Below are 14,031 nucleotides of genomic sequence, written 5' to 3'. Positions count from 1 at the left end.
CGGGTAGTACGGGTTCAGGAGGGTTGGGGTTGCCACCGTGGGGCGGCTACCATCGCCCCAAAAACCAGGAGACACCATGGCCTCTGACCCTCTGCGCGCGCTGAGCCGCAGCCTGCTCCGGCTGTCGGAGCAAGCCCAGCAGGTGGCCCCGCAGGACTTGCTGCAGCAGGCCATGCAGACCTTGCAGGGGCTGGTGCCTTTTGATTCCGCCTGGTGGGGCGAGGTCTCGGCGGGCGATGTGCAGGTGGCACCCCGCAACTGGCTGCACGGCAGCATTGGCCTGAGCCGCAGTTTTGCCGAGGAGTGGAATGCGCTGGCGGCGGTGGACCTGTTTGGGCTGCAGTCCATGCAGGAGCTGGGGGTGGTGATCCGTGAGCGTGACGTGGTGGGCCCGTTACCCGAGCACCCGGAGGTGGCCGCCTTCAGCCAGCGCCACGGCCTGTACCACTGCATGGCCCTCACGGCCGAGCTGCCCCACAGCGGGCTCATGTTTTTTGTCTCCATCTACCGCCCGCCAACGCGGCCGGAATTCTCGGACGGAGAGACCGTGCTGTTCGGCGAATTCGTCCTGCACCTGCTGCAGCAATGGCACCACCGTCTGCAGCGCCTGCAAAGCGACACGCCCGGCCGCCCCTGGGACAGCTTTGCCCTGGCCCGGCCGTCGGGCGAACTGCTGTTTGCCGGGCTGCGCATCAGCCGGGTGTTGGGCGAAGCCAGCCCCGGCTGGCACGGCACCCGCCTGCCCCCGGTGGTGGCGCAGGCGCTGGCGGGCGCGCCCTGCACCCTGTCGGTGGGCAAGGCCTGCCGCCTGCGCTTGGAGCCCTGCGGGCCACTGGTGGCCGTGAGCCTGGCGTCGCGCCAGCACAAGCAAGCCTTGGCACCGCGCGAGTTGAGTGCCGCCATGCTGTACGCCCAGGGCCGCTCGCACAAAGACATTGCGGCCACGCTGGGCCTCACGCCCGCCACGGTGCGCACCTACCTGCGCACGGCCTATGCCGCGCTGGGCGTGAGCAACAAGCTGGAGCTGGTGGCCGCACTGCGCCACCAGTAGCGAGCGGCTGCGGGGGGCCCGGGCAGGTTTGCAGGGCTCGGTAGTTTCCCGCTCCCTCTGCATTTGCAGAGGCTGCAACCGCGCCGCCTTTTCCTATCGTCCGCACCGGAGTCCAGACACCGGTGTGGGCCAGACCGCCGCCCGGCCTGGGCTCCTGAAGAACCGTCATAACAGGAGACCCTTGCATGTTCCCGAACCCCCACCCCTTCGCCGTGGCGCCCCGGCGCCACCCTCACCCCCTGGCACGCGCAGTGCGATGGACCGCTGCCTGCACCCTGGGTGCTGTGGCAGCCCTGGCCCTGACCGCCTGCGGCGGCGGCCGCAGCGACGCCAATCCCCCGCTGGCCAGCAAGCCCCTGGCTGAGGCCTGCGCCGCCTACGCATCCACCGCCTTGCCCCATGGCGCCAAGGTCACCCGTACCGAGCTGCGCAAGGCCGAGGGCACGTTGCCCGACGTGTGCATCGTGCGCGGGCAGATCGTCTCGTCGCCCGAGTCCACCATCAACTGGGCGGTGGAGCTGCCCACGCTGGCCCAGTGGAACGGCAAGACGCTGACCATTGGCGGCGGCGGCTTCGACGGCTTCGTCCCCACCGACGACCCGTGGTACCAGCAGCTGGTGGGCCCGTCGGCCAACCCGTACGTGAAGATCAGCTCCGACTCCGGCCACCAGATCCGCGGCTTTGCCTGGGGCAAGAGCGACGTGGCGCTGCGCAACCACGCGTTCGACGCCAACCATTTCGTGCTGGAGGTGGGCACCACGATCGCCACCGAGTTCTATGGCAAGCGCCCCGTGCGGCGCTACCACATGGGCCATTCCAACGGCGGTCGGTCGGGGCTCATCTCCACGCAGAAGTACCCCAAGGACTACGACGGCGTGGTGGTCATGGAGCCCGCCATCAGCCAGCAGGCGCATCAGGTCAACCTGGGGCCCACGGTGCTGCGCCACATCTTCAAGAGCCGCGACAACTGGATGAGCCCCGCCAAGATCGCGCTGTATGCCAAGGCCGAGGTGGCGGCGTGTGATGGCCTCGATGGCCTGAAGGACGGCGTCATCGGCAACATCGAGGCGTGCAACTACGTGCCTACCGAGCTGCTGTGCCAGGGGGCGGACAACGACAGCTGTCTCACGGCCGGCCAGATCGAATCCATACGCCTCATCTACAGCGACCACAAGACACCCGTGACCCTGTCGCGCGGTGCCGTGGGCTACCCGCGCTATGGCCGGGGCGGGGCGTCCACCTCCGACTGGCAGTCGTACATGTTCGGCACCAGCTTTGACGCGCCCGATTCGTTCAACCACATGGCCGTGACGGAGGCCGCGCGCCTGGTGGAGGGCAACCCCAACGCCAACATCCTGAGCCACGACCCCACGCAGTACCAGGCGCAGTACGCGCGGCTGGCCGAGATGATCGATGGCACGGACCCCGACATCTCCGCCTTTGCCGACAACGGCGGCAAGCTGCTGATCTGGTACGGCCTGGGTGACACCTGCGTGTCGCTGTACCGCACGGCAGACTATTTCGACACGGTCAAGCAGCGCCTGGGCGCCAGCAAGGTGCAGGGCTTTGCGCGCATGGTCACCTCGCCCTCCAACGGGCATGACCTGGACGGCGCGGGCACCGAGCCGCGCTCCATCGACCTGCTCGCCGCCATGGACGCCTGGGTGGAAAAGGGCGCGGCGCCTGACAAGCTGGTCGCCACGAAGTTCGCCCCCGGCACCAGCACCCCCGTGGCCCAGCGCCCGGTGTGCGAGTACCCCAAGTTCCCGCGCTACAACGGCACGGGCGATCCGGCCAAGGCCGAGAGCTTTACCTGTTCTGCGACCTGAACGCGGTGCTGGATGCAAAAAGGCACGCCCCTGGGCGTGCCTTTTTTGTGTGTCCAGTCGTCAGGACGCCAGCGCGCGCATCTCTGCGATCAGGTCCGACTTGCCTTCGAAGCCGATGCCCGGCAGCGGCGGCAGCGTGACGTAGCCGTTCTCGACCTTCACGCCATCGGGGAAGCCACCGTAGGGCTGGAACAGATCGGGGTAGCTCTCGTTGCCGCCCAGGCCCAGGCCTGCCGCGATCGCCAGCGACATCTGGTGGCCCCCGTGTGGAATGCAGCGGCTGGGAGACCAGCCGTATTCCTTGAGCATGTCGAGCGTGCGCAGGTACTCCACCAGACCGTAGCTCAGCGCGCAGTCAAACTGCAGCCAGTCGCGGTCTTTGTGCATGCCGCCGTGGCGGATCAGGTTGCGCGCGTCCTGCATCGAGAACAGGTTCTCGCCCGTGGCCATGGGGCCCTTGTAAACCTCGCCCAGCTTCGCCTGCAGCTCGTAGTCCAGCGGGTCGCCCGCTTCTTCGTACCAGAACAGCGGGTACTGCGACAGGGCCTTGCCGTAGTCGATGGCGGTCTTCAGGTCGAAGCGGCCGTTGGCGTCCACTGCCAGTTGCTGGCCCGGGCCCAGGATCTTGAGCACTGACTCGATGCGCTCGCAGTCTTCGGCCAGCGTGGCGCCGCCGATCTTCATCTTGACCACCGAATAGCCGCGCGCCAGGTAGCTTTCCATTTCCTTCTTGAGGCCGTCCAGGCCCTTGCCGGGGTAGTAGTAGCCGCCAGCGGCGTAGACGAACACGCGCGGGTTGGGTGTGCCGTTGCCGTAGCGCTCGGCCAGCAGCTGATACAGCGGCTTGCCCGCAATCTTGGCTGTGGCGTCCCACACGGCCATGTCGATCGTGCCCACGGCCACCGAGCGCTCGCCGTGGCCGCCGGGTTTTTCGTTGATCATCATGCGGGCCCAGACCTTGTGCGGGTCCAGGTTCTCGCCCGTCTCGTCCAGCAGGCTGGCCGGCTCAGCCTCCAGCACGCGGGGGATGAATCGGTCGCGCATCAGCGCGCCCTGGCCGTAGCGGCCGTTGGAGTTGAAGCCGTAGCCGATCACCGGCTTGCCATCGCGGATCACGTCGGTGACCACGGCCACGAGGCTCAGCGTCATCTTCGAGAAGTCGATGTAGGCGTTGCGGATGTCCGACTTGATGGGACGGGTCGATTCGAGGATGTTGACGATCTTCATGGTGGTCGCGTTGGTTGGCAAAGAGGGAAAGGGGCGGGATCAAAAGGAAAGATCAGCGGGCGAGCGAAGAGCCCCCGCAGATCGCGATGTCCTGCCCCGTGATGGCGGCGGCAGATTCAGACAGAAGAAAGCCCACCAGTGCGGCAATCTCGGCAGGCTCGATCAGGCGGCCGATGGGCGGCAGGCGCGGCGCGCTGCCCTGGCGGGCGGGGTCGTTCAGCATGCCGGTGGCGGTGGCTGCGGGCGAGACGACATTCACCGTCACGCCCTGCGCGGCCACCTCGGCGGCCCAGCTGCGCGCCAGTGCAATCAGTGCGGCCTTGGTCGCGGCGTACTGACCACGCCCGGCCATGCCCTGCGCCACGCGGCTGCCAATGAACACCACGCGCCCCTGGCCGCGCTGGGCCATGCCGGGCACGATGGCATCGGCCAGCCGGGTGGCGGCATCCACATGCAGGCGCCACATCAGCTCGCCCCCCGCATGGTCGAGCTGGCCCAGCGGCCCCACGCGCAGCACGCCGGCCGCATGGACCAGCGCGTCCACGCCGGGCAGCGCAGCGGCCACGCGGGCGATGTCGGTGCCATCGGCCAGGTTGACCGGTGTATGGGTGAACGAGGGGTGAACGACCGTCGGCTGGGCCACATCCAGGCCCGTCACGCGCCAGCCGCCAGCCAGCAGCGACTCGGCGATGCTGCGGCCTATGCCGCTGCTGCTGCCGGTGACGACGGCGTGGCGGGCGTTACTCGACACGGATGTTCCCTTCGGTGACGATCTTCTGCGAGCGCTCCATGTCGCTGCGCTGGAACTTCGCAAAGTCCTCCACGCTGCCCGGCGTGGTCAGCAGCCCTTGCTCCTTGAGCTTGGGCGTCATCTCGGCCAGGGCCTTGTTCACCTCGGTGTTCAGCCGCTGGGTGATGTCCGCCGGCAGCTTGGCCGGGCCCCACAGGCCATACCAGCTGTAGAACTCGTAGCCCGGAATCGTCTCGCCCACCGTGGGCACGTCGGGCAAGCTCGCTGCGCGCTGGGCGGAGGTGACGGCCACCACGCGCAGCATGCCGCTCTTGTGGTACTGCAGAGACCCCAGGATCGGATCGATGAACCCGTCGATCTGTCCGCCGATCAGGTCCTGGAACGCAGGCGCCGTGCCCTTGTAGGGCACGATCAGGTAGTCAAGGTTGCCTGCGCGCTTGAGCAGTTCGGTCGAGAGGTGCCCGGCCGACCCGATGGAGCCCACGGCGAAAGTCATCTTGCCGGGGTTGGCTTTGGCGTAGGCCATCAGCGACTTGATGTCGGTGACCGGCAGGTTCTTGTTGATGGCCACCGACAGCGGGGCCTTGGCCACCAGCGCCACGGGCGTGAAGTCCTTGACCACGCCGTAGGGCACGGACTTCATGGTCATGGGCGCCGTGGTGAAGGTGGATGCGTTGAACAGCAGCGTGTAGCCGTCGGCCGGGGCCTTGGCCACCACGTCGCCGCCAATCACGCCATTGCCGCCCGCCTTGTTCTCGACGATGAAGTTCTGGCCCATCTGGTCGCCCAGCTTTTGCGCGAGCATGCGGCCCACGGTGTCGAGCGTGCCGCCTGGCGGAAAGGGGATGACCATCCGGATGGGCTTGGTGGGGTAAGCCTGCGCAAAGCTGCTGGCCGCCATCGCGAGTGTGGCTACACCCAGGGCGGCGCGGAGGAAAAGGTGGCGTTGCATGGTGTCTTGTCTCCTTGTCGGTTTTCTTGTGTGCAATGAGGCGCGGGGGACTCAAAATCCCCCGAGCCTCGCAGGGACCGCTCAGCGCTTGAGCAGGCCGGCCTGCTTCACCGCAGCGCGCAGCGCTTCGACTTCCTTGGCGTTGGGCGCCTCGGTCGGTGGGCGCACGGTGGCGTCGTCGATCACGCCTGCCAGGTACATGCCACCCTTCATGCGGGCGTGGGCCTCGCCAGTGGGCTCGCCGCCGCCATACACCGCGTCCTTCAGGGGCGTGATGACAGCCTGCACCGCCATGGCTTTCTTCAAGTCGCCGGCCTTCACCGCATTCCACAGATCGATGATGAGCTGGGGGATGAAGGTCGCAAAACCCACCAGCGCGCCGTCCACGCCCTGCACCATCGAGGCCAGCAGGTACTCGTCGTGGCAGGTCAGGATGGCCTTGGACGCGTCGGCCTCGCGGATCGCCTGGATGTCGCGGGCGTACTTGTTCATGTCGCGCTGGCCCACCTTGAAGGCCTGCAGGTAGGGCAACCGGGCCAGGTCGGCCAGCAGCTGCGACGAGTACGAGGCACGCGTCCAGGCCGGGTAGACGTGGCAAACCAGATCGGCGTTGGGCGCCGCCTTGTGGATGGCCTCGAAGTACTGCAGTGCATGGCCGGGCGTGAAGCCAAAGCGCAGCCAGTGGTGCGGGGGCATCACGTCCAGCGCCACGGCACCAGCCTCGACGGCAGCACGGGCATGGTCGGCCGCGTCGGCCAGGCCTTCGCAGACGATGGACGAAATGACAGGCGTGCGCCCCTTGAGTTCGTCGGCCACGATGCGGGTGACCTCGGCGCGTTCAGCCGGTGTGAGGGAGAACACCTCGCCGGTGTGGCCGTTGGTCATGACGGCCACCACGCCCTCGTGGCCCGCCAGCCAGGCGGCGAGCTTGCGCAGCGCGGGCTCGTCGATGCGGTGGTCGGGGGTGAAGGGGCACGAGATGGCGGGGATGATCCCGCGATAATTCGAGATGGCAGGCATGCTTTCTTGTCTCCGTTGGAAAAGCTGGTGAACAACGGGGTGGATCATTCCGCGCCATGCTGCAGCGGTCCAATACTCGAATCGCATACAACTATCTACCGATCCATCGCGGAGACACATGGGACCCGGCAACCGACCCCTGGACCTGGAATGGCTGGAGGATTTCCTCGCCCTGGCCGAGACGGGCAATTTCTCGCGCGCGGCGGAGGCCCGCGCCATTGCCCAGCCCGCCTTCAGCCGCCATATCCGCGCCCTGGAAGACTGGGTGGGCGTGGAGCTGTTCGACCGCAGTGCCCATCCCGCGGCGCTCACGGCGGCAGGCCAGCGCTTTCTGCCGCTGCTCGAAACCATCCTGGCCAATCTGGAGGCTGCCCGCATCAAGGCCCGTGCTGCACACGACCTGGCGGCTGCCAGCCTGCGCTTTGCGGCCACGCACGTGCTCTCGCTCACGTTCTTTCCGCGCTGGCTGGTGGGCATGGAGGCCCGGCTGCGGCTGGGGCCCATCCAGACCATGTCCGACAGCTCGCAGGCCTGCGAAGACCTGATGCTCCAGCGGCGTGTGCAGTTTGTGCTGTGCCATGGCCACGCCGAGGTGCCGGGGCGCCTGGACGAGGCGCAGTACCCCATGTGCCGCCTGGCGGACGACCGGCTGCTGCCAGTCAGTGCGCCGCAGCCCGGCGGCGCAGCAGGCCAGCCGTTGCATGCGCTGGGCCAGCAGGCCTCGGTGCCCGTGCTGGCCTACAGCGAGGCGTCGGGCCTGGGCCGCATCATGCGGGCCCGCATGCGCGGGGTGTTTGCTGACGGTGCTGACGGCCCGGTGGCGGTGGTGTTCACCGCGCACCACGCGGTGTTGCTCAAGACCCTGGCCCAGGAAGGGCGGGGTGTGGCCTGGCTGCCCGAAAGCCTGATTGCCGAGGAGCTGCGCACCGGCACACTGGTGGCCGCCGGGGGCGCTGACTGGAACGTGCCGGTGCAGATCCGCCTGTACCGCCAGCGCGCCGAGATGTCGCCGGTGGCGGAGTCGTTATGGGAACTGGCATTGGCACAGGTGGCGTCGCAGCCCTGAGCGCTTGCCGGTCCCCTGGGCGTCCGCCGATTCTCAAAGGCCCAGGTCGCTCAGCCCCGGATGGTCGTCCGGCCGGCGCCCCAGCGGCCAGAAGAACAGCCGGTCTGCGGCCTGGATGGGGCGGTCGTTGATGCTGGCGTGGCGCACGGCCATCAGGCCTGCGTCGTTGAACTCCCAGTTCTCGTTGCCGTAGCTGCGGTACCACTGGCCTGCGTCGTCATGCCACTCGTAGGCAAACCGCACGGCGATGCGGTGGCCGCTGAACGCCCACAGCTCCTTGATGAGGCGGTAGTCCAGTTCGCGTGCCCACTTGCGCTCCAGCAGCTGCCGGGCGGCCTCGCGGCCCACGGGGAACTCGGCGCGGTTGCGCCAGCGCGTGTCCTCTGTGTAGGCCAGGGCCACGCGGGCCGGGTCGCGCGAGTTCCAGCCGTCTTCGGCCAGGCGCACTTTCTGGACGGCGGTGTGTTGGGTAAAGGGCGGCAAAGGCGGGCGTGTTTCCATGGGAACCTCGACGGTGAAGGGTTGATGTAGACAGGTCTGTCTACGTGTCATCATAAAGCCATGTAGACAGACTTGTCTACAATGAGCGAATGACCTTTGATCCTCTCCCTGTCGGCTGGCAAGACCTGCCCGCCCGAGACCGCCTGCTGCACACGGCGCACGCGCTGTTCTACCGGGATGGCATCCGCGCCACGGGCATCGACCGGGTGATTGCGGAGTCTGGCGTGACCAAGGTGACCTTCTACCGGCATTTCCCGAGCAAGAACGCGCTCATCTGTGCGTATCTGGAGTACCGGCATGCGGGCTGGATGGGCTGGTTCGCCGACGCGCTGCAGCGCCATGCGCACGCGCTGCCCACAGGGGCGGATCGCACGCGGGCATTGGCGCCTGCCCTGGCGGAATGGTTGGGCAGCAAGCACTTTCGGGGCTGTGCGTTCATCAACAGCGTGAGCGAGCTGGGAGACACCGTGCCGGAGGTGCTGGAGATTGCGCAGCGCCACAAGCGCGACATGACGGCGTTGCTGGCTGCCTTGTTGCCAGCGCCTTCCCACCGTGCGCAGGACGCGCAGGCGCTCACCCTGGTGGTGGAGGGCGCCATCGTGCGTGCGCAGATGGGCGAACCCGTGGCCGCGGTGGTGGCCGCAGTGTCCCGCCTGACGGATGCGCTGGTGGCGGCGCCTCCTCAGCGCAACGGGTGAGCCTGTCGGTCGATAGGAAAGATGGGAACGTTTCTGGCGGCCACCCCCATGGTCAGTCCAGCCGTGCGCCTTGTGTGGCACCGTGGCGGGTGCGCTGGTCGTACTGCTTTTCGCGCGCCACGTGGTCCTGCAGCAGCCGGTGGCCCAAGGCGTTGGCTTCGCGCTCCAGCGTGGCGCAGTCGGACGCTGCGGGCATCTGGCGGATGGCCTGGTCAATGGCCTGCGCTGCGTCGCGCCCGATCTGCACATGGCCTTGCTCGTGGTGGGACAGCGCCTGCAAATAGCGGTCAAAAACCGCCTGCTGCGACGGGCTGGCGGCCTGCAGGTCGGGCAGCTGCACTTCGGTGCGCAGCCGGGTGTTGACTTCGGTGATCGCACAGCGGCCCGAGGCTTCGCGCCACCAGCGGAAGGTCCAGCGCACGTTCCAGCGGGTGTAGCCATGAAAGCGCTGTCCACCCACCGAAATGGGGGTTGCAGCATGCAGGGCCTCGCGCAGTGTCTCTCCGGGCTGGGCGCGCACCACGTAGGGCCGCTGGGTGCTTTCCTCCTCCACGGCCGCGTGTGCCCCGCCCGCAGACAGCAGCAAGGCCACCACCCACCCCAGACGCACGCAGGGTGGTGGCTCTGGCAACGCAGATGCGTTCAGTCGCCCCACGGCAGCATCAGCGTGAGCAGCGACAGCTGGTCAAACTCGGGCGCAAAGGCGTCGATGATCTGCTGCGGCTCGGGGCACAGGGTGGTGTCGGTGATCACGCCAAACTGCACGCCGCCGCCGTAGCTGAGGATGGAGACCCCCAGGCCGATGTCACCCGACTGCGGCACCCAGAACATGCACTGCGTGACGCGTGCGCCGCACAGCGTGAGCTGCTCCTTGGGGCCGGGCACGTTGGTCATCACCGCCGTGGTCTTGCGGCCAAACAGGTTGAGCAGTGCGTCCTGTGCGGGCTTGATCATCAGGCCTGCCACGGCGAGCATGGCAAACGCCAGGATGGGCTGGGTGCTGCCCTTGAGCGCATTCATGCGCTTGCGCACTTCGTACACGCGCTCGACAGGGTTGGCCACGCCAATCGGCAGCACCAGCGGCACCAGGCCAAAGCGGTTGCCCAGCTTCCAGGCCTCTTCCATGGGGCGCAGATTCACCGGGATCATGGCGCGGATCTCCTGGCCCGTAGGGTCGTCCCCCTGGCTGCGCAGATAGCCGCCGATGGCGCCCGCCACGCACGACAGCAGCACATCGTTGATGGAGCAGTTGAGTGCTTTGCCGATGGCCTTGACCTCTTCGAGCGGAATCGGCGGGCACCAGGCCACGCGCTTGGCGCTGCCGGGCTGGCCCTTCAGGCGCGTGGGCGAGTCGTCTGGCATCAGCGCCAATGCCGCCGCGTCGCTGACGAGTTGGTAGGCCACGCGGGCCATATCCATGGTGCCGGTCAGCCCGTGGTGCATGGCCTTTTCCGGGTCGCCCAGCATCTGCAACGACTTGGCGGCGCTGTCGCCCGCCAGGTCCAGGGCCTTGACGGTGAGGCCGGTGAAGGGCTTGATGAGTGCGTCGGCGATCCAGTCCTCGGCGGTGGCGGCTTCCTTGTCTGCCCGCGCCTTGCGCTTGGGGGGCTCCGAGCCGCCGTCCACCAGCGACATGGTCACCGAGATGAGTGCAATGCCGTCGGCAATGCAGTGGTGGATGCGCACGATGAGCGCGCTGCCCTTCGCGCCGTCATCACCCACAAAGTCTTCGATCAGGTGCATTTGCCACAGCGGGCGGCGTGTATCGAGCGGCTGCATGGCGAGTTCGCCCACGCGGTCCTGCAGTGCGCGCTGCATGCTGTGGCCTGTGCGGTGGGGCAGCTTTTCGCGCAGCACATGCGCAGCGATGTCGAAGTTGCGGTCCTCCACCCAGGTGGCGCCTGCGGCATCTTCCACCACCCGCTGGCGAAAGCGCGGGTACTGCAGCAGGCGCTGCTGTACGCGTTCGCACAACGCCTCCCAGGTGATGCCGGGTGACAGGGTCCACACGCCGTTGATCATCATCAGGTTGCTGTGCGAATCCATGCGCAGCCAGGCGGTATCGACCTTGCTCATGCGTTCGCCCGACAGGCCCAGCATGCCGGTGGCCGCGCGGCGCACGTTCTTCTGCACCACGGTGGCGGCCTTGCGGGCTGCGGGGGGCAGGGCCTGGGCGGCCTTGCGTGCCACCTCAGGCGCCTGGTCGCGCATGGTGCGCAGGGGGCTCGTGCTGCGGCCTGGGGCGGCTTTGCGGGGGGCTGGAATGCGGGTCACCATCAGATGTACACCTATTGTTTGATTTTTGGGGGCTTGCCTCTATGGATTGAGCGGCCCCGGGCCGTGCTCAGCCCGTAAGATACAACGCAGCAAACCCTTGCCGACACCGTTCTTTCCCTCCCCCCACACATCCCAAGGAGCACACCGACATGGCCGACCTCAATGCCACCTTCGAAGCCGCCGTGGCCAATTCCAAGAACCTGAGCGAGCGTCCCGACAACGCCACGCTGCTCAAGATCTACGCGCTGTACAAGCAAGCCACCGCCGGCGACAACACCGAGAAGAAGCCCAGCTTCTCCGACATGGTGGGCCGTGCCAAGTGGGACGCCTGGGAAAAGCTCAAGGGCACGGGTGCCGACGAGGCCAAGCAACTGTATGTGGACCTGATCACCTCGCTGAGCTGATACGGCGGTGACCCCCAAAGAAAAAGGCGACCTTGGTCGCCTTTTTCTTTGGGGGCAGAGGCGCCTAACGCTGGACCCACCCCTTGGGCAGCCCGGCTTCCGGCGTCATGCCGTAGACCGCCTCGCCCGGCAACCCCGCCTGCAGCGGCACGCGGGCGGCCATCAGGCGCTCCAGGTCCACCCCCGTGGCAATGCCCATGGCTTCGAACATGAACACCAGGTCTTCGGTCACCACGTTGCCCGACGCGCCCGGCGCATAGGGGCAGCCGCCCAGGCCGCCCAGCGACGCATCAAAGGTGCGCACCCCCACGTCGTAGGCCGCCAGGCAGTTGGCCAGCCCCAGCCCGCGGGTGTTGTGCATGTGGGCCGCACCGGCCTTGGCACCCAGCTCGGCGCGCAGGCGCGTGAACAGGCGGCGCACCTGCGCCGGGTTGGCCATGCCGGTGGTGTCCGACAGGCCCACCTCGTCGGCGCCGGCCTCGGCGCACAGGCCTGCGAGCCAGATCACATCGTCCTCGGGCACCACGCCCTGCAGCGTGCAGCCAAAGGCGGTGGACAACCCCACCTCCACCAGCACGCCGGGCGCCTGCGCGTTACGCAGCTGTGCCACGGCGCGCACCTCCTCGACCATGGCCTCGCGTGTCTTGCGCACATTGGCCAGCGAATGGGCAGCACTGGCCGACACCGGCAGGGTGACCTTGTGCACCCCTGCTGCCAGCGCCGCCTCGGCGCCGCGCAGGTTGGGCGCCAGGGCCATCACGGTTATGCCAGGGTGGGTGAGCGCGTGCCGCACCACTTCGGCCACATCGGCCATCTGGGGCAGCAGGCGGGCGGGCACGAACGAGCCGACTTCGATCTCACGCAGGCCGGCCGCCACCAGGGCGTCGATCCAGCGCAGCTTGTCGGCCGTGGGCATGGTGGCTTTGACGGACTGCAGGCCATCGCGCGGGCCGACTTCGCTGATGATTACTTGGGGTTGCGTCATGGTGCTGGACGGAGGATGCCGCCGAGGATAGCGCGCTGGTGCTGCCAGAAGGTGCTCTGGGGCTTTTGAACAAAGTGGCAATTTGTGATGCCATACCGGCAAACAGCCCAGCAATATGCAGCAGATTGGGCGATTCCCATTGTTTTGGCGCTTCGGGACACTGCTTGGAGCCGTATCCATTCCCATTCGGAGACAAGCGCCATGCCCTCACACCATCATTTTTCCACCCGCTACCTCAGTGCCACCGATGTCATCGACATGGTGCAGCGCAAGGGCGTCGAGGCCTGCCTGCGCGGCATTGCCGACTACATCCTGGCCGACTTTCTGCGCTGGGGCGCGTTCGACAAATCCGCACGTGTGGCCAGCCACTCGCGCGACGGCGTGATCGAACTCATGCCCATTGCCGATGACCAGACCTATGCGTTCAAGTACGTCAACGGCCACCCCAAGAACACGCGCTGGGGCCTGCCTACGGTAATGGCGTTTGGCGTGCTGGCCGATGTGGCCACGGGCGCGCCGCTGCTGCTGAGCGAACTCACGCTCACCACCGCCCTGCGCACCGCCGCCATGTCGGCCGTGGCCGCCCGCGCCCTGGCGCGGCCTGGCAGCCGCACCATGGCGCTGATCGGCAACGGCGCCCAAAGCGAGTTCCAGGCACTGGCCTTCCACCACCTGCTGGGCATCACCACGCTGCGGCTGTTTGATACCGACCCGGCCGCCACCGCCAAGCTGCAGGCCAACCTGCAAGGCACGGGCCTGCGCACCGTGGCCTGCAACAGCACGGCCGAGGCCGTGCGCGGCGCTGACGTCGTGACCACGGTGACGGCCGACAAGACCAACGCCACCATCCTCACGCCCGGCATGCTGGCGCCCGGCATGCACATCAACGCCGTGGGGGGCGACTGCCCCGGCAAGACCGAGCTGCATGCCGACGTGCTGCGCCAGGCCCAGGTGTTTGTGGAATACGCGCCGCAGACGCGCATCGAAGGCGACGTCCAGCAGCTGCCGGCCGACTTTGGGGTGACCGAGCTGTGGGAAGTGCTGGCAGGCCAACACACCGGCCGGGCCAGCGATGCTGCAATAACGGTGTTTGACTCCGTAGGCTTTGCGCTGGAGGACTTTTCTGCGCTGCGCTTCTTGCGCGATACGGCCGCCGAGCTGGGCATGGGCCAACCCATCGAACTCATCCCCCAGCTGTCAGACCCCAAGAACCTGTTTGGGCTGCTGCGCACGGACAACCCCCTGCTGCGCGCTGTGGCCTGACGCCTGT

14 protein-coding genes are annotated in these 14,031 nt (G+C 67.5%); 6 read left to right on the top strand and 8 right to left on the bottom strand.

The features are described 5' to 3' along the window. The first annotated feature begins 76 nt into the window (after positions 1–76). Positions 77–1,051, top strand: a complete 975-nt coding sequence (locus tag CLU87_RS18675) for a helix-turn-helix transcriptional regulator (RefSeq protein WP_099731434.1) — start codon at positions 77–79, stop codon at positions 1,049–1,051. A gap of 185 nt (positions 1,052–1,236) precedes the next feature. After that, entirely contained in the window at positions 1,237–2,880 is a 1,644-nt protein-coding gene (locus CLU87_RS18670) for a tannase/feruloyl esterase family alpha/beta hydrolase (RefSeq protein ID WP_233193817.1), read from the top strand. A gap of 60 nt (positions 2,881–2,940) precedes the next feature. Here CLU87_RS18670 and CLU87_RS18665 read toward each other — a convergent pair whose 3' ends face one another. The 4 genes from CLU87_RS18665 to CLU87_RS18650 form a co-directional block, all read right to left on the bottom strand. Next, positions 2,941–4,107, bottom strand: coding sequence for a mandelate racemase/muconate lactonizing enzyme family protein (locus tag CLU87_RS18665; protein ID WP_099731433.1), 1,167 nt, complete (start codon positions 4,105–4,107; stop codon positions 2,941–2,943). Positions 4,108–4,159: 52 nt separating this feature from the next. Further along, positions 4,160–4,858 carry an SDR family NAD(P)-dependent oxidoreductase gene (locus CLU87_RS18660; RefSeq protein WP_099731432.1) on the bottom strand — a complete coding sequence of 233 codons (699 nt, stop codon included), beginning with the start codon at positions 4,856–4,858 and terminating at the stop codon, positions 4,160–4,162. Further along, complete coding sequence (locus CLU87_RS18655) at positions 4,848–5,810, bottom strand: tripartite tricarboxylate transporter substrate binding protein (protein ID WP_099731431.1); 963 nt, start codon at positions 5,808–5,810, stop codon at positions 4,848–4,850. The genes CLU87_RS18660 and CLU87_RS18655 overlap by 11 nt, the downstream gene beginning before the upstream one ends. A gap of 81 nt (positions 5,811–5,891) precedes the next feature. Then, complete coding sequence (locus CLU87_RS18650) at positions 5,892–6,830, bottom strand: dihydrodipicolinate synthase family protein (RefSeq protein WP_099731430.1); 939 nt, start codon at positions 6,828–6,830, stop codon at positions 5,892–5,894. Positions 6,831–6,948: 118 nt separating this feature from the next. Here CLU87_RS18650 and CLU87_RS18645 point away from each other — a divergent pair, with 118 nt between their 5' ends. Then, positions 6,949–7,896 (top strand): LysR family transcriptional regulator, encoded by a 948-nt coding sequence (locus tag CLU87_RS18645; RefSeq protein WP_099731429.1) that lies wholly within the window; start codon positions 6,949–6,951, stop codon positions 7,894–7,896. A gap of 33 nt (positions 7,897–7,929) precedes the next feature. Here CLU87_RS18645 and CLU87_RS18640 read toward each other — a convergent pair whose 3' ends face one another. Beyond that, a complete protein-coding gene (locus CLU87_RS18640) occupies positions 7,930–8,397 on the bottom strand; it encodes a nuclear transport factor 2 family protein (RefSeq protein ID WP_056059789.1) in 468 nt (155 codons plus the stop codon). 89 nt (positions 8,398–8,486) lie between these two features. Here CLU87_RS18640 and CLU87_RS18635 point away from each other — a divergent pair, with 89 nt between their 5' ends. After that, a complete protein-coding gene (locus tag CLU87_RS18635; protein WP_099731428.1) occupies positions 8,487–9,095 on the top strand; it encodes a TetR/AcrR family transcriptional regulator in 609 nt (202 codons plus the stop codon). Positions 9,096–9,147: 52 nt separating this feature from the next. Here the strand turns inward: CLU87_RS18635 and CLU87_RS18630 are convergent, their stop codons facing one another. Together CLU87_RS18630 and CLU87_RS18625 are read right to left on the bottom strand one after the other, a co-directional pair. Next, positions 9,148–9,705 (bottom strand): DUF922 domain-containing Zn-dependent protease, encoded by a 558-nt coding sequence (locus CLU87_RS18630; protein WP_099731427.1) that lies wholly within the window; start codon positions 9,703–9,705, stop codon positions 9,148–9,150. Positions 9,706–9,737: 32 nt separating this feature from the next. Further along, positions 9,738–11,372 carry a wax ester/triacylglycerol synthase family O-acyltransferase gene (locus CLU87_RS18625; RefSeq protein ID WP_099731426.1) on the bottom strand — a complete coding sequence of 545 codons (1,635 nt, stop codon included), beginning with the start codon at positions 11,370–11,372 and terminating at the stop codon, positions 9,738–9,740. Positions 11,373–11,521: 149 nt separating this feature from the next. Between CLU87_RS18625 and CLU87_RS18620 the strand changes: the two genes are divergently transcribed. Further along, complete coding sequence (locus CLU87_RS18620) at positions 11,522–11,776, top strand: acyl-CoA-binding protein (protein ID WP_056745710.1); 255 nt, start codon at positions 11,522–11,524, stop codon at positions 11,774–11,776. Positions 11,777–11,840: 64 nt separating this feature from the next. Here the strand turns inward: CLU87_RS18620 and CLU87_RS18615 are convergent, their stop codons facing one another. After that, entirely contained in the window at positions 11,841–12,761 is a 921-nt protein-coding gene (locus tag CLU87_RS18615) for a hydroxymethylglutaryl-CoA lyase (RefSeq protein WP_099731425.1), read from the bottom strand. A 201-nt stretch (positions 12,762–12,962) separates the two neighbouring features. On the opposite strand from CLU87_RS18615, the gene CLU87_RS18610 reads away from it, so the two are divergent. Then, positions 12,963–14,024, top strand: coding sequence for an ornithine cyclodeaminase (locus tag CLU87_RS18610; protein ID WP_099731424.1), 1,062 nt, complete (start codon positions 12,963–12,965; stop codon positions 14,022–14,024). The last annotated feature ends 7 nt before the right edge of the window (positions 14,025–14,031 follow it).

This window comes from Acidovorax sp. 59, from assembly GCF_002754175.1.
Taxonomy (GTDB): Bacteria; Pseudomonadota; Gammaproteobacteria; order Burkholderiales; family Burkholderiaceae_C; genus Acidovorax; species Acidovorax delafieldii.
This window is presented reverse-complemented; position numbering and strand designations above follow the sequence as displayed.